Source organism: Myxococcus sp. AB036A, from assembly GCF_006547355.1.
Classification (GTDB): domain Bacteria; phylum Myxococcota; class Myxococcia; order Myxococcales; family Myxococcaceae; genus Myxococcus; species Myxococcus virescens.
The window spans coordinates 1-20,413 of the sequence record NZ_VHLC01000062.1 but is presented as its reverse complement, the minus strand read 5'-3'; the positions used below and the strand labels follow the sequence as shown (position 1 = coordinate 20,413).

Genomic DNA, 20,413 nt, shown 5'->3' with positions numbered 1-20,413 from the left:
CGTTCCTAGCGGGCCGCTGGCGCCCCTTCTACGGGGGCATGACACCCCCTGCCCTCTCGGTCATCGAAACGGATCTCCGCGGTCACCCGCTGTTCCGTGCTCAGGCCCGGGGCTCCGGTTGCGGGCTCGTCGCGGACAAGTCCCCCGGACAGCCGACGCGTGGTCCAGCCCCTCCACCACGAGGTTGTGCTGACGCACCAGCCAGTACAAGCGGAACAGGTGGGTGATGGACTTGAGCCCCAAACCGCGCGCTGCCGTCTTGAGGCCGAGCGCTTCCAGGTGCTGTTTCAGCGCCTCACGTGTCACGAGGGCGGCGAGTGCCACGACACGAAGCGGCCCTGCCTTAGAGTCCTTCGCAGTGGCGCTGTTGGTAAGTCTCACCGTTGTGCTCGCACGCCCAGGCAGCTCGGCAGCCCCAGGCCAGCTCTTCGGAAGCGTTCAGGAGACTTTGTTGCTGGTGCGGCACCTCCGCCAGACGTGCCGTTCAGCCGTCTGCACGTGAGCCCGCCAAACGCTGGCGCAGAGCTAAAGAAGGCGAAGTGACTAATTTTCATTGAGCCCTCGACGCAGCTCAGGGCGGTGGCGAGGAGGAGAGGGCACTGTGAGGTGTTATGTTCCGCAACCCCCGCAAGTCACAGAAGACGGCCGAACGGGCGTCTCGCACCTCCCCTGACGCAACCTCTCCTGACAAAGAGCACGTCCCCTCTGGCCCTTGGGAAGCTCTATGGAGAGTCCTTTGGATGCCGTCGTGGGGCAAGCAGCGCCCCCGGCGCCTCAAAGCCTACCGCATTCTGCTCGTGGCGGCGGGCCTCAGCGCGTTCGTAACGTGGCAGTGGAAGGACTTCTCCAAGCTGGCGCCGGTGCAGTGGGGGATTCAGCTTATCGCGAAGACGATGGTCCGCGAATCTCCTCCGGCTCCTAGGGCATTCAGGGTCGCAGTGGCCAAGTTGGAGCGGGATGACAAAGACGAACTCTGGTACGTCATTCAGGGCAACTTGGATGAGGAACCGTACCTTGAGGTGAAGCCCGTGCGCTTCATCATTCCCAAGGGCAATGAGGCTGCCGGCCATGAGGCTGCACGAAATTACCTCCGCAGAATGCACGCAGACGTCCTCATCTGGGGCAGCGTCAGGGGGAGCGGCCCAGAGGCAGTCCCTCAGCTCTACCTGACATGGGCAGAGAGCCCACGGGAGATGAAGCGGGAGGCGGCAAGGCCCAAGGGTTACGAGCGGGAGAGAGGCCAGCGTCTTCCGGAGTTGTTCTGGGACGACCTGTCGACGGTGCTGCGCCTAGCTGTCCTCACACAGGCATCGAGCGAATTCTCGAACGAAGGGCGATACCTCGCCGACAAGCTCCCGGACTTCACCGATAAGGTGCGACACCTCCTTCGCACGCACGGCGCCACCTGGGATGAGCAAGACCGGGCCGCTACAGGAGGCGTCCTCGCTGATGCTCTTCGAGTCCTGGGCTCGCAGAATGGGCAGGATGACCCCCTCCGAGAATCCATCGCCCTTTACGGTGAAGGACTGAAGACATGGACGCAACGCGAATCGCCCAATCAATGGGCTGAGACGCAGCACAACCTGGGCCGCGCGCTTTCGACGCTTGGCGAGAGGGAGTCGGGAACGGAACGCCTTGAGGAGGCGGTGGCGGCCTTCCGGGCGGCCCTGGAGGAGCGAACGCGCGAGCGAGTGCCGCTGGAATGGGCCGCAACGCAGCACTATCTGGGCATCGCGCTTTTGACACTTGGGGAGCGGGAATCGGGGACGGAGCGCCATGAGGAGGCGGTGGCGGCCTTCCAGGCGGCCCTGGAGGAGCGAACGCGCGAGCGGGTGCCGCTGGCATGGGCCGCGACGCAAAACAACCTGGGCAACGCGCTCTGGAGGCTTGGGGAGCGGGAGTCGGGGACGAAGCGCATCAAGGAGGCGGTGGCGGCCTACCGGGCGGCCCTGGAGGAGCGAACGCGCGAGCGAGTGCCGCTGGAATGGGCCGCGACGCAGAACAACCTGGGCAACGTGCTCCGGATGCTTGGGGCGCGGGAGTTGGGGACGAAGCGCCTTAAGGAGGCGGTGGCGGCCTACCAGGAGGCCCTGAAGGAGCGAAAGCGCGAGCGGGTGCCGCTAGAATGGGCCGCGACGCAGAACAACCTGGGCAATGCGCTCTGGACGCTTGGGGCGCGGGAGGCGGGGACGAAGCGCCTTGAGGAGGCGGTAGCGGCCTACCGGGCGGCCCTGGAAGAGCGAAAGCGCGAGCGAGTGCCGCTGGAATGGGCCGCGACGCAGAGCAACCTGGGCAACGTGCTTTTGGCGCTTGGGGCGCGGGAGGCGGGGACGAAGCACCTTGAGGAGGCGGTGGCGGCCTTCCGGGCGGCCCTGAAGGAGCGAACGCGGGAGCGGGTGCCGCTGGATTGGGCGATGACGCAGGACAGCCTGGGCACCGCGCTCTGGGCGCTTGGGGCGCGGGAGTCGGGGACGGAGCGCCTTGAGGAGGCAGTGGCGGCCTTCCGGGCGGCCCTGGAGGAGCGGACGCGCGAGCGGGGGCCGCTGGACTGGGCCGCGACGCAGGACAACCTGGGCACCGCGCTTATGGCGCTTGGGGCTCGGGAGTCGGGGACGGAGCGCCTCGAGGAGGCAGTGACAGCCTTCCGGGCGGCCCTGGAGGAATACACGCGCGAGCGAGTGCCGCTGGAATGGGCCGCGACGCAGAACAACCTGGGCATCGCGCTTTTGACGATTGGGAAGCGGGAGGCGGGGACGAAGCGCCTTGAGGAGGCGGTAGCGGCCTACCGGGCGGCCTTGGAGGAGTACACGCGCGAGCAGGTGCCGCTGGATTGGGCCGCGACGCAGAACAACCTGGGCAACGCGCTCTGGGCGATTGGGGAGCGGAAGTCGGGGACGGAGCGCCTCGAGGAGGCGGTAGCGGCCTACCGGGCGGCCCTGGAGGAATACACGCGCGAGCGGGTGCCGCTGGCATGGGCCGCGACGCAGAACAACCTGGGCACCGCACTCTGGACGCTTGGGGCGCGGGAGGCGGGGACGAAGCGCCTCGAGGAGGCGGTAGCGGCCTACCGGGCGGCCCTGGAGGAGTACACGCGCGAGCGGGTGCCGCTGGCATGGGCCGCGACGCAGAACAACCTGGGCAACGCGCTCACGTCGCTTGGGGAGCGGGAGGCGGGGACGGAGCGATTCGAGGAGGCGGTGGCGGCCTACCGGGCGGCCTTGGAGGAGTACACGCGCGAGCAGGTGCCGCTGGACTGGGCCGCGACGCAGAACAACCTGGGCACCGCGCTCAGGGCGCTTGGGGAGCGGAAGTCAGGGACGGAGCGCCTCGAGGAGGCGGTAGCGGCCTACCGGGCGGCCCTGGAGGAGGGAACGCGCGAGCGGGTGCCGCTGGCATGGGCCGCGACGCAGAACAACCTGGGCAACGCGCTCGCGTCGATTGGGGAGCGGGAGTCGGGGACGGAGCGATTCGAGGAGGCGGTGGCGGCCTACCGGGCGGCCCTGGAGGAGTACACGCGCGAGCGAGTGCCGCTGGATTGGGCGATGACGCAGAACAACCTGGGCACCGCGCTCGCGTCGATTGGGGAGCGGGAGTCGGGGACGGAGCGATTCGAGGAGGCGGTGGCGGCCTACCGGGCGGCCCTAGAGGAGCGAAAGCGTGAGCGAGTGCCGCTGGACTGGGCGATGACGCAGAGCAACCTGGGCAACGTGCTCTTGATGCTGGGAATCAGGACCAAGGACGCAGCACTCATCTGCGACGCCCTATCGGCAGCCAACGATGTACGGGCAGCAGCGCCTGATAGGAGTACCAACTTGGCCCGCCAAGCGCTCACCGTACTCAGCCCTGACGCAGTCAAGGAATGCTCTGGGTGAGCCGCAGGCACGGATACTACCTGAGAGAGCCAAGCCTATTCTCTCGCGCCAAGTGCCCCTCGCGGGCAGTGAGCCCGGCCCACGACTCCCAACAAAAGCGGCGACGCACGTGAGTGCCCGCGGGCCAGCCCCTCTCCTTGCTACTCGGCGGGCACCGCCCGCGCCGCCGCTGACCTGTCGTAGTGGAGGCGGGCCTTCGGCGCGGCTTTCTCGCCTGCCCCCGGCACCTTCTCCATCGCGAGGCCCCATGAGCGCTGTTCAGCCCCCACCGGCGGCCGTGCTATGGGAGGTCGAGCAGTACCGCGTCGTCAAGGACCGCCCGGACCATCACCAGGAGGCCAGGGACGCGTTCGGCGACCATTCCCCCCGGAGGGAGTGGCTGGACTTGCGCGCCATGGATGGAATGAACTGAGGCGCCTGCTCCAGCGCATCATGGGGACGCTGTCACGGCAGGGCGGCTAGAAGTGGCCGCCCCGCCGGTGTCGTCACGCAGCCTCGCCCTGCCCCTCGCGCTGCGCCTGTTCCAGCGCCGGGCAGCGGCCTCGGAGTACCGCTCCTCGAGCTCCACGCCCATGGCGCGGGGGCCCAGCAACTGCGCGGCGACACTGGTGGCGCCTTGCTGCTCACAGTCTGGGACGCCCTCGCCCACCAGGAAGCGCAGCCCGCAAACATGGTGCAGGGATTCATGGTGCCGCCGCCTTGGGCTGAGCCTGGTTCCCGGCTCAGCCCAGCAGTTGAAGGCACGCGACGTGAAGCCCTAGCGCACCTCCAGCAAGGCGGATGCTGGTCTCCCCGCTGAGACACCACCCGCTGCTCCGCCCCGGTAATCCCAAGGGGATAGACGCGCCTGCCCAGGCTTGGGTTCTGCACCGAAAGAGCGGCCACCTCTTCTCGGAGCACGCATGAATCCAATACCCCCGCGAAACGGGCCTTCCTTCGAAGAACTACCCGAGTTTCCCACCGGCACGGCCCCACGCCGCCCTGTGGACACGCCCCACATGCGAAACTCCATCACGTCACTTGGAGCGCACATGGGTGCCACGGCTCTTCAAGAAGTCGCTCCCCGCGTGGAGTCCCCGCTGTCGGCCCTCAAGGCTGAATCGCCAGAGGCAGAACAGGGCCAGAAAGGACTCCTCAGTCGTATCGGCTCCGCCGTCGCGGGAGGGCTCCGGCGCGCGGGAGACGCCGTCGGAGGCCTCGTGACGGGAGTGAAGGACGCTGTTGTGGGAGTCGTGCGCAACGGTGCGGAGGCGGCGCAGACGCTTTCACGTGGCCTAGGCCAGGTGTTCACCGGGCGATTCCGTGAGGGCTTTGGCGAGATCGGGCGCGGCCTGGTGCAGGTCGTCCAGACGCCCATCGACGCGGTGCTCATGTTGGGGGGCCGGACCATCAGCGCCGTCCAGACACTTCTCGGTGTGGAGCCCGTGCGCCGTAGGCTGACAGGAGAGGAGGAAGCCGTCCTCCGGCAGGTCTACGGTGACAGCCTCGACTACTCGCGAATCAGCATCAAGGAGGGCAACGCTGGACTCCTGACTGCATCGGGCCGCCCGTTCGTCCATGGGGACACCATCTACATCCCCTCGAAGCACCTCCCGCTTGAAATGGACACCCTCATCCACGAAGCCGCGCACGTGTGGCAGTTCCAGCACGGAGGTAGCGACTACATGAGCGAGGCCCTCTTCGCTCAGTTCTTCGGCGACGGATACAACCTCGGCAAGGCACTCAAAGAGGGCAAGTCCTGGAGCCAGCTCAACCCAGAGCAACAGGCCGAGTTGCTTGAGCAGGGCTACCTCGCAGGCTTCTTCAAGACTCCACCGGGGCGGCTCTACGTCAATGGCGTCGACTACACCGCGCAGCTCGAGGCGGCCGTGCGCGAAGTCCAGGCCGGCCGGGGGGCACCGTAGCCATGAGACTGAATCGACTTCTGCAGCTCGCGGCGGTGACCGTCCTTGCAACCGTTGTGGGGGCCTGCGAGCCCCCCATTCACATAATACTGGCCTCCTCGGACGAGCGGCTTCCTTCGCCCGAGTTCGTTATCAGCGAGCCGTCGCAACCAGTCGAAGAGCCGCGCTATGGATACGTCAGCGTAAGGGACCTCGACGGCACCCGCATGTGGGAACTCCGCAAGCTCCCTCCCAACTTTGAGGTATCCCCAGCGAGGCTCAGCTACGGTGTCCTTCCGGAGGGGTTCGAGGAATTGGAGTCTCCACAACCGCTCGTCCCCGGCCGCACCTACAGCATCGGCGTTTCCGGCGAGGGACGCGGAGGGTTTCACTTCCACGTCAGTCACGACGGGACACTCCGCGAAGCTAAGTGACACCGGATCCCGAGAGCAGCCGGTGGGGGCCCTGCCGCACTCGGGCGACGTTGGTAGGGCCCCATTCTGGGGTGTTGCCGCACTCGGGCGACGTTGGCAGGGCCCCATTCTGGGGCGTTGCCGCAGCGTCCTGGGGTGTTGCCGCACTCGGGCGACGTTGGTAGGGCCCCATTCTGGGGTGTTGCCGCAGCGTCCTGGATGTTGCCGCAACCAGGTGCCCCTGATGCAGGCCCCATTCTGGGGTGTTGCCGCAGCGTCCTGGGGTGTTGCCGCAGCGTCCTGGGGTGTTGCCGCAGCGTCCTGGGGTGTTGCCGCAGCGTCCTGGGGTGTTGCCGCAGCGTCCTGGGGTGTTGCCGCACTCGGGCGACGTTGGTAGGGCCTCATTCTGGGGTGTTGCCGCAGCGTCCTGGATGTTGCCGCAACCTGGTGCCCCTGATGCAGGCCTCATTCTGGGGTGTTGCCGCACTCGGGCGACGCTGGCAGGGCCCCATTCTGGGGTGTTGCCGCACTCGGGCGACGTTGGCAGGGCCCCATTCTGGGGTGTTGCCGCAGCGTCCTGGGGCGTTGCTGCACTCCGAATGGCTGGAGAATCTTCCCCAGCATTCTCGTCTGGTGACCTCCACCACACGAACTGCCCCTTGAGCCACCTGCCACCAGATACGTCAAGTCCTCGCAGTGGCACAGCAAGGAGCGCGTCATTCACTACGCGCGGGAGCAGCAAGGGCAAGAGCCAAGTGGCCGCCCTTGCGCCTCCCGCAACATTGCTACGGCTTGCTCACGTACAGCCGGTACACCGCCCATACGAACGGGATAAGAGCGGCAGCGCCGCCAAGTCCCCAGTGGACGATGACCTTCCAAGAGCTGTTATCCATCGTGGTCACCTCTCCCTTTCTCTGGAGCAGGTGCAGCAGCACACGGATTGCGAGTCGCGTTGGCGCCACTGCACTTCTCCAGCGATTTCGTCCTGCCTCGTTGACCCGAGCATTCCTACCAGCCCCCACATCATGGGCAAAAAAACCACAATCCCTCCGCCGGTAAGGGCATCTGCGTTCAAACGGTCGGAGAGTTGCGTTCGAACGCAACAGATGTACTTTCAGTTTTGCGAGTCGCGTTGGTGCTACTGCACTTCCGCGTGCGAAAGACGCCCACATAGCCGTGGGCGTCTTTTGCGTTTCTGCCCTACGACCACCATCGTTGGCACACCGCAGAGGTGCGTCGACTTTCCGGCCGCCCCCTACGAGCACCTACACACTTCTAGCGATTCGCCCCCGTCCTCCGTCATCAATCTATGGGGCAGCAGGCCAGCGGCAAATTTTCGCAGGGCCAGCTAGGAGCCGAGACGCTCCTCGGTGAACCCAACCACCGAATTTTCCTGGCCTAGGGAGACCGAAGGTACTTGGGCGCCTGCCAGCTTCGTTCTCCTCGATGACGTCCATGGGGAGGTGGACGTGGCCCTGCGCGCGCATCTTCGACGGCCAGACCGCTCCGCGCCGCACGTCCGGTACTCCCCCCACTGCAGCGCACACACGCTGACGCCCCTTTTCGTCCGCACGGAGGCACCGTGCGTCGAGACATCCCCCCAGCCCAGACCGCCGAGCAGCTCCGCGCCAAGCGCGTGCGTAACGACTTCGCCCGCGCCAGGCAACAGGCCGCGCTCGCCGTGCACCACCAGCACCAAGTGCACCGCGGTTGACAGGGTCCGCTCGCCACACCGGACGAAGGCGGACACCGCCCGCGCCGCCGTTGACCTGTCGTGGTGGCGGCGGGCCTTCGGCGCGGCTTTCTCGCCTGCCCAACCACCACTCCCCCGGGCATTCCGCCCGGGGGGCCTTTCTCCGCCGCGAGGCAGCCATGAGCGCTGAGCAGCATCTTCAGCAGGCCCCACCGCCGGCTGTGCTCTGGGAGGCCGAGCAGTACCGCGTCATCAAGGATGGCCCGGACCACCACATGGAGGCCTGGGATGCGTTCGGCGACCACTCCCCGTGGTGGGAGCGGCTGGACTTGGCGGCCATGGATGCCGAGGAACTGAGGCGCCTGCTCCGGCGCCTCATGGGCACGCTGTCACGGCAGGGCGGCCAGAAGTAGCCACCCTGCCGGGTGCGTCACGCCGCATCACCGTGGCCCTCGCGCAGCGCCTCTCCAGCCGGCGGGCCGCAGCCTCGCAGTAGCGCTCCTCGAGTTCCGCACCCACGGCGCGGCGAGCCCTTTCCCGCACGGCGGATGCCGCCCGGAAGCCATGGGGTCTATCGACCCCTCCCCACAGGGCAATTCCGTTGCTAGGCAACGCATGGAATGCCTCCAAGCACCCACTGAACGTGGTTACAGGGGCATCCCGCTTCTATCAGGAGACAACACCGATGGCAGTAATGATGATCAGCTACGACTTATCGAAGCCCGGCCGCAACTACGAAGGACTCTACGCAGCCATCAAGTCCTATCGAAACTGGGCGCACCCCGTAGAATCTGTCTGGCTGATAGAGACGCCCAACAACGCGGCTCAAGTCCGCGACCACTTGGCGCAGTACATGGATGCCAACGATGCGCTGGTGGTACTCATGGCCGCACGCGAGTGGGCAACAAAGGGCGTCACGACCGACGTGGTCACGTGGCTTCAAGGCCGCATGTAGTACGAAAACCTTACCCCTAAGAATGCGGCCCGCTCCAGGACATCGGAGCGAGCCGTTGAACTTCAGCCTCTACGAGGGCACAGGGCGCCCGGCGCGGCAGCTACCGGACCTTCGCGGCGGCCATCCAGAGGTCGCCGTTCGTCAGCGGGCGACCCGGGGCATCCGAAGGGACAACAGGCCGCCCAGCCAGGGGGCCCGAGTAGAGGTGCTCCAGAATCGCAGCGGTGATGTCCTCGGGCTTCATCGTGCCCGGGATCCGCGCGAGCTTCGGGTAGTCCAGCGCGCGGAAGATACGGGCGGACTCACGCAACCCAGTCTCCTGCTCGAAGTCGTTCTCCTTGTCGCCGCGCTTGCGGATGCGCTCAATCCCGAGCTGGGGCTCCACATCCAACAGCACGAGGAGGTCCGGCTTCGGTGCAAACGCCTCGTTCTGCCGGATGAGCTCGGCAGGGTCCATCCCGCGCGCGCCCTGGTAGGCGGCCGTCGAGAAGTAGTAGCGGTCGACGATGACCACCATCCCCGCATCAAGCGACGGGTTGATGAGGTTGGCGACGTGCTCCCGCCGGTCCCGCATGAACAGGTCCAGCTCTTCGGCGGCGGACAGGCGGCCGGACGTCGCGGACTCGCGGAGCTTGCGGCCCCACGGGCCGTTCGTCGGCTCCTTCGTGGAGACCACGCGGTGGCCTCCGGACCGCAACGCCGCCTCAAGCCGGCCGGCCTGCGTCGTCTTGCCCGCGCCATCAATGCCCTCGATGGCAACGAGGACACCTTGTCTTGTTTCAGTGCTCGCCACGTGCGCACCGTCACCCGTTTCTGGGGGGAGTGTCAAAGGTTTGGCCCGAGTACGACCACCAGCGAGCACATGCACTTCATGGCGTGCGACGCAAGCGGGCACTACCCGGAAGGTAGGGACTCATTCGGGCTTGCCACAGCAAGTCCGGGTGATTTTCGCCCCTACCTGGGAACAACATCGGTTGACCCGAATTACGTTCACAGGGACGCATACCGGCCCAGCCGCAGGTCCCCAAGGCCCCGTCACGCTACCAGCAGCTGCGCGACGGGGCCTTGGTCCGAAGGCGCCGTCTACCAGCCGAACGTGTACCGGAGCCCTGCCCCAGCCATGCGCTGGTGCTTGGTCGCCTGGCCGAACATGAACAGGCCCAGGTTCTCCGCCACCCTCGCCCCGACCTCTCCGCGCACGTAGCCGCCGGTGAGCGAGGACACGCCCGCTTGCGCCTCGACGTAGCCGGTCCTCACCGGGACATCAGCGAGCACCTTGGAGAGCCCCGCGGATACCTCTACCCGCGGGGCGTCTGAGGGAACGCGGCACGCTCCAGCGTCGGCGACGCCGTGCTTGCCGCGCCGAGCGCCAGGGCGGCGCTGATGACGTCCTCGGCGGTGGTGGTGACGATGCCCCTGCTCGCCTTCATCCGGTCGAGGGCGTCCTCGATGAGGCCACTCAGGAACTCCCCCAGCTTGCCCGGCGCAAGCTTGAGCACCTCCTGGAGCTCGCGCAGCCCGTGCCCGCCCAGGCTCTCCTTCAGCCGAGTCATCGCCTCGGCCTTGAGCTGCTGGAACTCCTCCTGGGTGAGGACGCCGTCAGCGGCGGCAGCCTCAAGCCTGGGCTTCATCGTCACGTCGACGTGGCGCACAACGGACAGCGCGACGGTGGCGGACCGCTCGCCCACGGCCGCGAGCTTCGACACCTCGGCCTGCGCCTTGAGCTTGTTCGTCAGGCCCGTCAGCCCGGCCACGAGCAGGGCCGCTAGGGCAGTGGCCACAATCGGCACCACCTGCACAGCGGTGCTCATGAGGATGGAGGTCAGCGTCGGCTCCGGCGCGGCGGCCCCCTGTGCCAGGGCAGTCGGTGCGCCGAGCACGACGATGAGCGCGGCAGGCGTGCGGATGAACGTCATGGACTTCATGGGTGCTCCTGGGGACTGCGAGAGGACAGCCCCCAGGAGAAGAGGCGCTCAGGCCGCGAACTCCGCGTGCCGCCGCAGGACGTCGGTGGCGTAGTCCCGCCCGGTGGTGACGCTGTCCACGGCGGCCTGGCGCTGCGCATCCGTGGCATCGGCGGGGAGGCGCGCCAGCACGGAGCGCACCCGGCCCAGGCCCGCGTTGTAGGAGGCAAGGGCACCGGCCACGTAGCCGTTGAGCGAGTCCAGGTTGCGGCGAAGGAGACGGCAGCCGTAGTGCACGTTGAACGCCGGGTCCTGCCACAACGGGCGGCCCAGGTCGTCCACGGCGCCGACGAATCTCTTGTGGGCGCGGTCATCAATCTGCATCAGGCCGCGCCCGTGCCCGTGGTCTCCCGTGCCTGCGGGTCCCTTTGGGGTGAGCGCGTCGCCGCCGAGGGACTCGCGGTCCAGCAGAGCGAGCACCAGCAGCGGGTCGAGGCGGTATAGCAAGGCGAGGGGCTCCACAACGGAGCGCCAGCGTTCAATGCGAGGAGGGACCGGCATAATGACTCCCGAGGGCGAAGGGTTGCCCCCGGGAGAAGCGGCGCTCAGGACTCGTAGGCAGCCGCGATGGCCGGGAAGACGCGCGCAGCGGCGAGCCAGCCGGCACGGAGCACTCGCGGAACGGCGGCAACAGGGCCCCCGTCACAGCAGAGCGCCCGTCCGTCACCGCCCCATGGGACAGGTACATGCGCTCGGCCGTGTCGAGGTGCGCAGCGTTGGCGGTGGCGAGGGCTCGCTCCGCGGCGGTCACGAGCTCCGGCGCGGGCGAGTAGGCGGGGGCGGACGGCTTCGATTGGGCAGGTGCGTGCGACATGGGGCACTCCTTCGGTGGTGCTACGGGTGAAAGGCTTATGGGCGCGAGCGGACCGCGTCCTGGGCGGCCACGACGTTCGCCGCGTGCTGCATCTGGCGGGCGCTGCGCTCGCCCATGAGGAGGTGCGTGTCACTCGACGCGCGGGCGAGCTGGGGGCGGGCCTCCGCCTGCCACGACTCCAGCGCCTTGATGCGCAGGTCCTGCTGCCTGAGCAGGGACTCGTGTTCGCTCACCCGGCGTAGCTCCGCCTTGATATCCCGCACATCGGCAGCCACCGTGCCCAGGCGCTCCACCAGCAGCGGCACCTGCTCCACGGCGGCCTCGTGCTTCGCTTGGCGCCGGGAGAGCAGCCCTTGGAGGAGCGGGACAAGGAGCTGGCTCACCGCCAGGGCGATGACGGCGGTTTCCATGGTGGGGGAGCTCATGCGCCGTCAGAAGGGGCGGCACGGAACGGAAGCCGCGGACAGCCACAGCCCAGCGGACGTCCGCCCAGGCGGCATCGAGGCGGACGCTGCACCCTCACGGTGCATCCCCGCCGAAGAGGTCATCGCACTGGCCCGAGGCAACGCAGGACGGGTCCTCACACTTCGGGCAGGAGGGGCGCGGCTTCCGCATGAGGTCGGCAAGCTGCGGGAGGGTGATGAACGGGTCGCGAGGCCCAGGCGGCGTCGGCAGCGTCGGGAAGGCCGCCCGGAGAAACGCCACCGCCGCCCCGTCAGCTGGCGTCACGACCTCGACGCGGCGCCACAGGATGCGGAGCGCGCGCTCCACGTTGGCGCGCTCGACTGCCGCATCCGCCTGGGCGACCTTGCACGCCTGCGCATGCTCCTGCGCAACAACCAACGCCTCGTGCATCGCGAAGCGAACCCGCGCGGCGGCATGTAGGCGGCGGCAGACGACGACGAGCACCACGACAAGGACGAAGGCGACGACAGCGAGCAGGACGGTCATGCCCGCGAGAAGGGGCGCGCTCGGCACCGTTGGTGTCGCCCCTGTCCCCAGGGAACACCGACCCGCACATGTAGGACATGCCAGGAGATACAGTGTGACTGAACGCGCGTACGGGCACCCCGGGGTGGGAAACCGGGGAGGTGGGCTCAAAACTGGATTGCTCGGCGGCCCACAATCCGGACGCGCGAATTCTTCGGGATTTTTCCGAGGGGAATCTGTCAGACGACCCCCGTTTTTTGGGAGCCCTAGCGTTCCTGGTGGCCCGCTGTCGCGCGCTGTCGGTGTGGACGGCCGGCCCGGGCGTCCGCGTACTCGCGGCGCAGGGCGGGCCGCTGGCGCCCTTTCTGGGGGCATGCCCCCAATCACCCCCAGCGATGTTGCCCACGCCCTCCGCGGCCAGCCCGACTTCACAGCCGAGCCAGGCGTGGGCGTGGTGCTCCTCCACCCTGATCGACGGCTCCGCCCGCACCGTGCGCCTCGACATGGCGCGAGCACTGGACGCCTATGCCGCAGGCCCGGGAGCGCTCGTTGCCCTCGCCGAGCGGGAGGAACTGTGGCGCATGCTCGCGACGACGAAGGACGCGGTGCCCGTCGAGGTCGCTCGCCGCTGCGCAGTCCTCGCGGCCATGGGGACGCGCGCCGACTGCGCAGACCTCGTGTGGCGAATGGGCATCGTCCTGCCGGTCGACCACCACGAGCGGCCCGCGTTGTGCGAGGCGGGGCTCAGCATCGGTCGCCTCGCGCTCCCCACCGACGATGCGCCGGTTGCCGCTCCTGGACAGACATGACCGCTTCTCCCACCCCTCAGCGCATCGAGTCCTACCTGAATTGCGTCACTGACCTCCGGCCCCAGCACCAGGAAAGCGGCAACATACACAGTGAAGCGACTCGCTCGCCCCTCTTGCGGTACTGATGTGCTGGTCGAGTACACTCCCCGAGGCGGTCAGGGCTGACCGACTTGGGGGATATGAATGTACTTTGGCGGCAATTCGGGCGGCGATGACTCTGGATATGACGTCGCGCAGATCTGCGACAACGGCCACGTGATCAATTCATGGTCAACACGGCACCCTCAAACCAACAAGAAGTTCTGCACCGATTGTGGCGCCGCCACACGCACGAAGTGCGCCCAGTGCAATACTCCAATCCAGGGCAAGTACTACGCGACCGGCCTTGTCGACACGACTCAGCAGAAGGTTCCTTCCTATTGCCGTGAGTGCGGTGCCCACTACCCTTGGACAATGGCTCGGATAAAGGCAGCGCACGACTTGGTCGACGCCACGGACACGCCGGATGCCGACAAAGCAGCCCTGAAGGAAAGCGCAGCTGCGCTGCTTGCCACCTCACCACAGTCTCAAGTTGCGGCCAGCCGTTGGAAAAAGTTCTTCGCCGGCACGGGAAAACAAGTAGCGGACGTTGGTCGACAGCTACTGGTGGATGTCGCCAGCGAGGCGGTCAAAAAGACCATCTGGTCCTAACTTGAGTGATGGAGGACACCCCTTCTCGGAGGGGTGTCCTCTCCTCGTGGCTATGACCCGAAGTCCCCACCCGCCGGCCCGCCGCCGAAGAGGAAGCGCGGCCGGCCGCCGAAGTGGAACGGGCCTGCCTCGACGCTGACCTTCGACATACACCGCGATGTGGTGGCGAACCTCCGCAAGGGGGCCACGAAGCGCATGGCCGCCGCGCTTGCTGGCACCACCGAGGTCCGCCTGCAGGGGTGGTTGCGCCGGGGCCGTGAGGCCATCGAACAGGGCAAGCGCAGCCGCTACACGGAGCTGGTCCAGGACGTGGAGAAGGCGGAGGCCGAGTACCAGATGGGCCTCGTCGAGTTGTCCACTGCGGCCATCGGCGACAAGTCGATGAACGACAAAGTAATTCGGTGGCGCCTGTCCGTGGCGTCCCCGAAGGACTTCACCGTGCCGCGCGAGGCACCGGTTGCCGCGGGCAACGGGCTGGGGCCGCTTTTCGAGTTGGTGACGCCGGAGCAGGCGCGGAGCCGCCTCGACGAGAAGCTGGCCCGGTTCCTCGAGGAGCACGACAAGGAGGAGGCGGACGCGGCCGAGCCACCTCCGAGCAAGGACTCGGAGGAAGACGCAGACGACGAGGACGGCGATGGTAGCTAGCGCCTCCATCCTGGAGGCCGGTGAGAAGCTGCTCGAAGGCATCCCCGTTCTCACCTCCGAGCGGAACGGCCGGTTCTCGCTGCTCCAGCGGATAGCCCTCCGCGCTCGCAAGGTGAAGGGCAGCGTCGCGGGCTTCGCGGACCTGCTGGGCCTGACGGCGCAGGAGCTGGTCACCCTCTACTACGAGCCCATCTACTCCCTGCGCCCGGTGCAGGTGCCTCCCAGCACCTACCGGACGTTCTTCTTCATGGGGGGCCGTGGCACCGGCAAGACCTATGGGGGAGCGAGCGCGGTCATCGAGGAGGCGCGTGCGGACCCAGAGGCCCGCATCCTCATCGTCGGGCCCACCTACTCCGAAATCGTGAAGAACCAGCTGGAGGGCCCGTCCGGCATCCTCTCGCTGAGCGCCCCCTGGTTCTATCCGAAGTACGAGAAGGCAAAGCGCCGTCTCGTGTGGCCCAACGGCGCCCAGGCGACGTGGCTGCCTGCGAAGAACGCCGACAAGTTCCGCGGGCACCAGTACACCTTCATCTGGGCCGACGAGCCGGTGGCGTGGAAGGGCGATGCCATCGCCGTCTACAAGGAGTGCCGCGCAGTCCTCCGCCTGCGCACCACGCGAATGCGGCGCGAGGGCCTCTCCGCCCGCATGTTCATCACCACGACGCCGGCACCGACGCCGCTCTTCGTGGAGATGCTCTCCGACCGCGAGGGCCTGGTGCTCGCGCGCAGCTCCACGCTGGAGAACAGCGACAACCTCGACCCGGCCTACGTCCGCTACGCGCGGCGGATGATGCACACGACGGAGGGCCGCCGGGAGTTCCTGGGCGAGCTCACCTTCTCCATGGACCCGGCCCTCTACCGCCGGGTCAACTGGAAAGCGACGCGCGTCAAGCGGAAGGACGCGCCCACGGAATACGACTACATCGTCGTGTCCGTCGACCCCGCCACGGGGGAGAAGAAGAACAGCGACCTCCACGGCCTCGTCGTGGTGGGCGTGCGCCGGGAGAAGGACGGGCTCGACCACGTCTACGTGCTCGCGGACCTCTCCCTCCAGTCCCCCGAGCCCAGCGCCTGGGCCAAGAAGGCGGTGGATGCGCTCCGGGCCTGGGAGCCGGCCGCCGCGAAGGACAGCCGCGGCCGTCCGAAGGCGTGGATCTTCGCCGAGTCGAACACCGGCGGCTCCATGGTCAAGGCGACCATCCGCACCGTCGCCAAGGTGAAGGTGAAAACGGAGCGCGCCCGGCAGTCCAAGGCCGAGCGCGCAGCCCCGGTGTCCGCGCTCGCCGAGGCGGGGCTGGTGCACATGGTGGGCACACACGACAAGCTGGAGAAGCAACTCGCCCGCTTCACCGGCCAGGAGGGCGGGCACGGCCGCGACGACCGCGCCGACGCCTTCGCGTGGCCCATCTTCAAGTACGTCGTTCCCAAGCGAAAGAACGCCGGAGCTGCGGAGCGGGCCGCAGCGGCGACAGAGCGCGCCACCCCGGCAGATGACGATGACCATGACTAGATACCACTTCTGCTGCTGCGGAAACGTTGCCCTGTGATTTTCTATCGCAGCATTAAGAAACCTCTCCACCGCAGAGGTGGTCACGTCCGAGCGCTCCGCGTCAGCCGCTTCTCATCGGTCTTACCAACTGACATACTTCCCAGGCAACGTTTCCCCCATCTACCGCAGCCCACGTCACACATGGCTCTCGACAAGAAGAACCCAGGCTACAACATCCTAATTCTCGACTCCGTATACAAGGACCCAGAATCAGTATTCTCTTTTCAACCTAAAACCCTTGGCGAAATAAAATCAACAGCACTAATAATACTAGACACAAACGTCCTCCTGCTCCCATACAAAACAGGAAAGGACAGCCTTGGACAAATCAAAAAAGTCTACCAGCATCTGGCACAAGAAAAGCGCCTCATCATCCCTGGACAGGTAGCAAGGGAGTTCGCAAAAAACAGGACCGAGCGGCTGAAAGATCTCTACCAACAAATCAGTCGCAAGAAGCTCTCCCTCACGGAATCATCCTACCCTCTCCTCGAGAGCTCCGAGAATTACAAAACACTAAGAAAAGCAGAGGCCAGTCTGGCACCCTGCATTGCCGAACACACGAAAGCCATCGACAGTCTCCTAAAGGAACTAAAGGACTGGAACTGGGACGACCCGGTAAGCAAGATATATCAAGACATCTTCAAAACCGGCATAATTCGGGATCTCGCCTCGGCAGACAAAGAATCCATAGCAACAGAACTGGAGTACCGGCAGATTCACTCACTCCCACCGGGATACAAAGACCAATCGAAGCCAGACGACGGCGTCGGCGACTTGCTAATCTGGAACACCATCCTGGCGGCAGGAAAATCACACAACAATGACGCCATTTTCGTGTCAGCAGATCGAAAGTCCGACTGGTGGGTAAGGACTGAATCGAGCGCCCTATATCCACGCTTCGAACTCGTCGAAGAGTACCGACAGGCAACGAACGGGAAGAGCATCCACATTATCGACCTCGCAACCTTACTCGACATGTTCGGCGCAACAAAAGAGGCCGTAACCGAAATCAAGAACAAAGAAGCAACAAGTCGGGCTGCATCAACAGCAAACACCACTGCCACTAATTCCAAAATTCTCCATCAACTCGCATTGGCAGAAGCACTAAGGACCACCAAAAGCAACCACACGGTAATTAAGGACTGGCTCGCCGCCCGATCCATGCCCGGCACAAAAGTGTACGTCCATGTTCCCAAGAGGGCAGATGCCCTCTTCATGGTCAATGAACCAAGCAGCGTAACGAGAGCGGTTGCCGTCAAGTACATCGACGGCACCATCCCGATACGCGGAATTAGAGACACCATCAAAGAGGCGGAAGAATCAATACTGGATGGCGATGTCGGCGTTGGAGAGGTCGTTCTCGCATTCAGCGACATCGACGTGCTGTTAGAATCCGAATCTCGCATAAAACGACTAACATCCGACTCACTCGTCCAAATCACCTTGGGCGTAATCATAGATGGCGAATTTCGCAGATGGGTCGATGAAATGTATTCGGCACCCTGACAAGGGCTACACTCCAGGGTGCGGCCCAGGTATTCCCCAGCGTGCAAGAAGCAACAGCAGAGACGCCCGCGCAACAAAGCGTCTATTTTTCCGAACCGAGCCGCAGGCTCGTACCCCGCCCCTCCACAATACAAATCCAGGGGCACGAAGTTCAGAGGGAATAGGACTCGTGACCGTCAGCCCGACAGCAGGCAATGTGTTCGCTAGGTTCGTCTGCCCCCTCGATGCAGCATGCAGTTTGTTGCCCGTAAATCGCCCCGAGTAGCAAACGGCACCCCTTCTACGGGGGATGGCCACCTCACTTGCCCGCCGCATACTGAAAGCCCTGGGCGTGCTGCCCACGCACCATGGCCCCCTCGTCCACGCCCTCCCCGTCTTCTCGTTCGCCCCGCGGCGCGGGAGCCGGGAGGTGCTGGTCGCATACCGGGAGAACGGCTGGCTCAGGGCTGTCATCGACACCGTCGCCGATGCCGTCGCGACGCCCCGCTGGAAGGCGTACCGCCGCGTTGCCTCGCGTGGGGCAAAGCGATGGGACCCGCGGTGGAAGTCGCTCGACCGCGACGAACGGCGGAAAGCGATTGAAGAGGCCAGCAAGGAGGGGGACCTGGTCGAGCTTCCTCATCATGAGGTGCTCCGCCTGCTCGACGCCCCACACCCCGAGTTCCCTGGACGGGAAGTGCGCAAGTTGATGCAGGTCCACCTGGACCTGGTGGGCGAGACGTTTCTATGGCTCCGACTCGGAGACGACGGGCGGCCGGTCGGCTGGGAGGTCATCCCTCCGCATTGCGTGCACCAGACACCTCAGCCCGGCCGTGACTACTTCGCCGTCAGCTACAACCAATTCCACGGCTTCGTGCCCGCCCAGAACTTGCTCTGGCTCAAGCACCTCGACCCAGAGAACCCGGCCGGCCGCGGCACTGGGCGAGGGACGGCGCTGGGCGATCAGCTCGACACGATGGAGGCTCTGGACCAGGCCACGCGCGCCACGTTTGAGCGCGGTGGGCTTCCGACGGCCATCGTTGGCCTCGATTCCAAGCGGGACGACTTCGAGGGGGAGGAAGCGGCCGACGACTTGGAGAAGCGCTACAAGGCGGAATTCAACGGGCCGGCCAACGCGGGCAAAGTGTGGTTCGCCCCGGGCGGCGTGACGCTGGCGCAAGTCGCGGTCAACTACCGCGAGCTTCAAGCGGAGGAGCTGGCGAAGTCGCTGCGCGGCTACGTGCGGCAGGTTTACAACGTGCCGCCGGAGCTGGTGGGCGACACCAGTTCCAGCAACCGGAGCACGTCCGAGGCGGCCAAGTACCACCTAGCCGAGTACGCCGTAGCACCGCGGCTGGAGTTTCTTCTGGCCTGGTTCCGGCACCGACTCGTGCCCCTCGTCGATGCGGACGTTATTCTCGACTACGAGGACCCGCGCCCGCAGGAACTCGACAGGATTTTCCGGGCAATGACTACCCCGATAACGGAAGCCTTCACCTTCAACGAGCAGCGAGAGTTCGCAGGCTACGAGCCCCTGCCGGAGTTGGACGGCACGCGGCCGGCGCCTCTGCCGGGTCAAGGCGCGGGCGGCAACAACACCGCGAGCGCCTCCGCCAACGCGACTCCGGAACCGCCTCGGGACCGGTCCGGTGAAGAGGGCCGCGTGTAGGGCCGCCCCTTCTCAGGGGAATGAAAACCTTCCGCAAGCTGCTGGAGTCGACGCCTGCCGGGGGCGGTGCGCCCCCGGTGTTTCGCATCACCTCGACGAACCTGGACCGGCACCAGGACCGGGTGCTGGCCATCAAATCAGTAGGTGACGAGCTGCGCGTCCCCCTGCTCTGGCAGCACGACCGCTGGGGACCGGGCATCGGCGTGGCCAGGTGCTTCCGGGAAGCGGGCAACTGGGTCATGGAGCCGCTGTTCGACGAGGTCGACGAGCTCTCCCGCACCATCGCCGCGAAGGTGAAGGCCGGCACGCTCAGCGCGTGCAGCATCGGCTTTCGCCCGAGTCCGGAAGCCGAGCCCGTCCCGAACAAGGAGGGCGGCTACGACTTCCCGCTCGTGGACCTGCTCGAAGTCTCCATCGTGAACATCCCCGCGAACCAGGACGCGATGCGCGTGCGCTCCTTCGAGGGCGAGGACTCCCCCTCCTCCCAGGACGCGTGGAAGGCGTATCGACAGGCGCAGACCTCCTTCCGCACGAAGGTCGAGGCATCCATCGAGCAACTGAAGGCGGACCTCAAGCGGCTGCTCAAGATCGCCGAGGAGGAAGAGGACAAGGAGGACGAGGAGGAGACCGCCTCCGACGACGACGACGAGACCGCATCCGAGGAGGAGGACGAGGAGGACAAGGAAGAGGACGAGGAGGACAAGGAAGAGGACGAGGAGGACAAGGAAGAGGACGAGGAGGACAAGGAAGAGGACGAGGAGACCACCTCTGACGACGACGACGAAACCGCGTCCGCAGAGGAAGACGACGAGGACCTGGACGAGGAGGAGGCGAAGAAGTTGCGCGCCACTCTGGTCAAAGGCGGCTTCACGCTCGCTCAGGCCAAGGCGCTCGCGCCCCGGGACCTGCGCGGCATGGCCCGACTGATGCGCCGCCCGTAACGCCACCCCTTCTCTGCTCTTGCTAGCCGTTCACGCCTGCCGTTGGAGACCCCATGAAAACCAAGAAGAAGACGAACACCGCCGCTCCCCGTCCCCCGGCC

General features: G+C 66.1%; 22 protein-coding genes. 14 read left to right on the top strand and 8 right to left on the bottom strand.

The genetic code is table 11. The annotated features are described in order from the left end of the window. Positions 1-60: 60 nt before the first annotated feature. The gene (locus FL344_RS38615) at positions 61-324 is read right to left on the bottom strand and encodes a hypothetical protein (RefSeq protein ID WP_194863223.1); all 264 of its coding nucleotides are present in this window, start codon (positions 322-324) and stop codon (positions 61-63) included. A gap of 416 nt (positions 325-740) precedes the next feature. Here FL344_RS38615 and FL344_RS39950 point away from each other — a divergent pair, with 416 nt between their 5' ends. The 7 genes from FL344_RS39950 (at position 741) to FL344_RS23730 (ending at position 8,816) form a co-directional block, all read left to right on the top strand. Next, positions 741-3,872: a tetratricopeptide repeat protein gene (locus FL344_RS39950; RefSeq protein ID WP_305021769.1), complete on the top strand. Its 3,132-nt coding sequence runs from the start codon at positions 741-743 to the stop codon at positions 3,870-3,872. A gap of 247 nt (positions 3,873-4,119) precedes the next feature. Further along, positions 4,120-4,284, top strand: a complete 165-nt coding sequence (locus tag FL344_RS23750; protein WP_153881184.1) for a hypothetical protein — start codon at positions 4,120-4,122, stop codon at positions 4,282-4,284. Positions 4,285-4,939: 655 nt separating this feature from the next. After that, the gene (locus FL344_RS23745; RefSeq protein WP_141620107.1) at positions 4,940-5,776 is read left to right on the top strand and encodes a hypothetical protein; all 837 of its coding nucleotides are present in this window, start codon (positions 4,940-4,942) and stop codon (positions 5,774-5,776) included. Positions 5,777-5,778: 2 nt separating this feature from the next. Continuing rightward, positions 5,779-6,189, top strand: coding sequence for a hypothetical protein (locus FL344_RS23740; RefSeq protein ID WP_141620106.1), 411 nt, complete (start codon positions 5,779-5,781; stop codon positions 6,187-6,189). Positions 6,190-7,750: 1,561 nt separating this feature from the next. Beyond that, positions 7,751-7,882, top strand: coding sequence for a hypothetical protein (locus tag FL344_RS39825; RefSeq protein WP_255508243.1), 132 nt, complete (start codon positions 7,751-7,753; stop codon positions 7,880-7,882). A 158-nt stretch (positions 7,883-8,040) separates the two neighbouring features. After that, positions 8,041-8,274 (top strand): hypothetical protein, encoded by a 234-nt coding sequence (locus FL344_RS23735; protein WP_141620105.1) that lies wholly within the window; start codon positions 8,041-8,043, stop codon positions 8,272-8,274. Positions 8,275-8,546: 272 nt separating this feature from the next. Continuing rightward, on the top strand, positions 8,547-8,816 hold the full coding sequence (locus FL344_RS23730; protein WP_141620104.1) for a SinR family protein: 270 nt from the start codon (positions 8,547-8,549) through the stop codon (positions 8,814-8,816). A gap of 100 nt (positions 8,817-8,916) precedes the next feature. Here the strand turns inward: FL344_RS23730 and tmk are convergent, their stop codons facing one another. The 7 genes from tmk to FL344_RS23695 form a co-directional block, all read right to left on the bottom strand. Beyond that, positions 8,917-9,609 (bottom strand): dTMP kinase, encoded by a 693-nt coding sequence (tmk, locus tag FL344_RS23725; RefSeq protein WP_141620103.1) that lies wholly within the window; start codon positions 9,607-9,609, stop codon positions 8,917-8,919. A gap of 290 nt (positions 9,610-9,899) precedes the next feature. Next, positions 9,900-10,073 carry a hypothetical protein gene (locus FL344_RS23720; RefSeq protein WP_228565306.1) on the bottom strand — a complete coding sequence of 58 codons (174 nt, stop codon included), beginning with the start codon at positions 10,071-10,073 and terminating at the stop codon, positions 9,900-9,902. Positions 10,074-10,114: 41 nt separating this feature from the next. Further along, positions 10,115-10,741, bottom strand: a complete 627-nt coding sequence (locus FL344_RS23715; protein WP_141620101.1) for a hypothetical protein — start codon at positions 10,739-10,741, stop codon at positions 10,115-10,117. Positions 10,742-10,789: 48 nt separating this feature from the next. Next, positions 10,790-11,227, bottom strand: a complete 438-nt coding sequence (locus FL344_RS23710; protein ID WP_194863222.1) for a transglycosylase SLT domain-containing protein — start codon at positions 11,225-11,227, stop codon at positions 10,790-10,792. A 31-nt stretch (positions 11,228-11,258) separates the two neighbouring features. Then, entirely contained in the window at positions 11,259-11,594 is a 336-nt protein-coding gene (locus tag FL344_RS23705; protein WP_141620099.1) for a hypothetical protein, read from the bottom strand. A 35-nt stretch (positions 11,595-11,629) separates the two neighbouring features. After that, the gene (locus FL344_RS23700; RefSeq protein ID WP_228565305.1) at positions 11,630-12,004 is read right to left on the bottom strand and encodes a hypothetical protein; all 375 of its coding nucleotides are present in this window, start codon (positions 12,002-12,004) and stop codon (positions 11,630-11,632) included. Positions 12,005-12,113: 109 nt separating this feature from the next. Next, positions 12,114-12,545, bottom strand: coding sequence for a hypothetical protein (locus FL344_RS23695; RefSeq protein ID WP_141620097.1), 432 nt, complete (start codon positions 12,543-12,545; stop codon positions 12,114-12,116). 374 nt (positions 12,546-12,919) lie between these two features. On the opposite strand from FL344_RS23695, the gene FL344_RS23690 reads away from it, so the two are divergent. The 7 genes from FL344_RS23690 (at position 12,920) to FL344_RS23660 (ending at position 20,312) form a co-directional block, all read left to right on the top strand. Then, positions 12,920-13,333, top strand: a complete 414-nt coding sequence (locus FL344_RS23690) for a hypothetical protein (protein WP_194863221.1) — start codon at positions 12,920-12,922, stop codon at positions 13,331-13,333. 183 nt (positions 13,334-13,516) lie between these two features. Further along, complete coding sequence (locus FL344_RS23685) at positions 13,517-14,023, top strand: DUF2321 domain-containing protein (protein WP_141620095.1); 507 nt, start codon at positions 13,517-13,519, stop codon at positions 14,021-14,023. Between the two features lie 33 nt (positions 14,024-14,056). Then, complete coding sequence (locus FL344_RS23680; RefSeq protein WP_141620094.1) at positions 14,057-14,668, top strand: hypothetical protein; 612 nt, start codon at positions 14,057-14,059, stop codon at positions 14,666-14,668. Next, the gene (locus tag FL344_RS23675) at positions 14,658-16,178 is read left to right on the top strand and encodes a terminase family protein (protein ID WP_141620093.1); all 1,521 of its coding nucleotides are present in this window, start codon (positions 14,658-14,660) and stop codon (positions 16,176-16,178) included. The genes FL344_RS23680 and FL344_RS23675 overlap by 11 nt, the downstream gene beginning before the upstream one ends. 180 nt (positions 16,179-16,358) lie before the next feature. Then, a complete protein-coding gene (locus tag FL344_RS23670) occupies positions 16,359-17,723 on the top strand; it encodes a PIN domain-containing protein (protein ID WP_141620092.1) in 1,365 nt (454 codons plus the stop codon). 289 nt (positions 17,724-18,012) lie between these two features. Then, positions 18,013-19,371 carry a phage portal protein gene (locus tag FL344_RS23665; RefSeq protein WP_141620091.1) on the top strand — a complete coding sequence of 453 codons (1,359 nt, stop codon included), beginning with the start codon at positions 18,013-18,015 and terminating at the stop codon, positions 19,369-19,371. A 20-nt stretch (positions 19,372-19,391) separates the two neighbouring features. Beyond that, a complete protein-coding gene (locus FL344_RS23660; protein ID WP_141620090.1) occupies positions 19,392-20,312 on the top strand; it encodes an HK97 family phage prohead protease in 921 nt (306 codons plus the stop codon). The last annotated feature ends 101 nt before the right edge of the window (positions 20,313-20,413 follow it).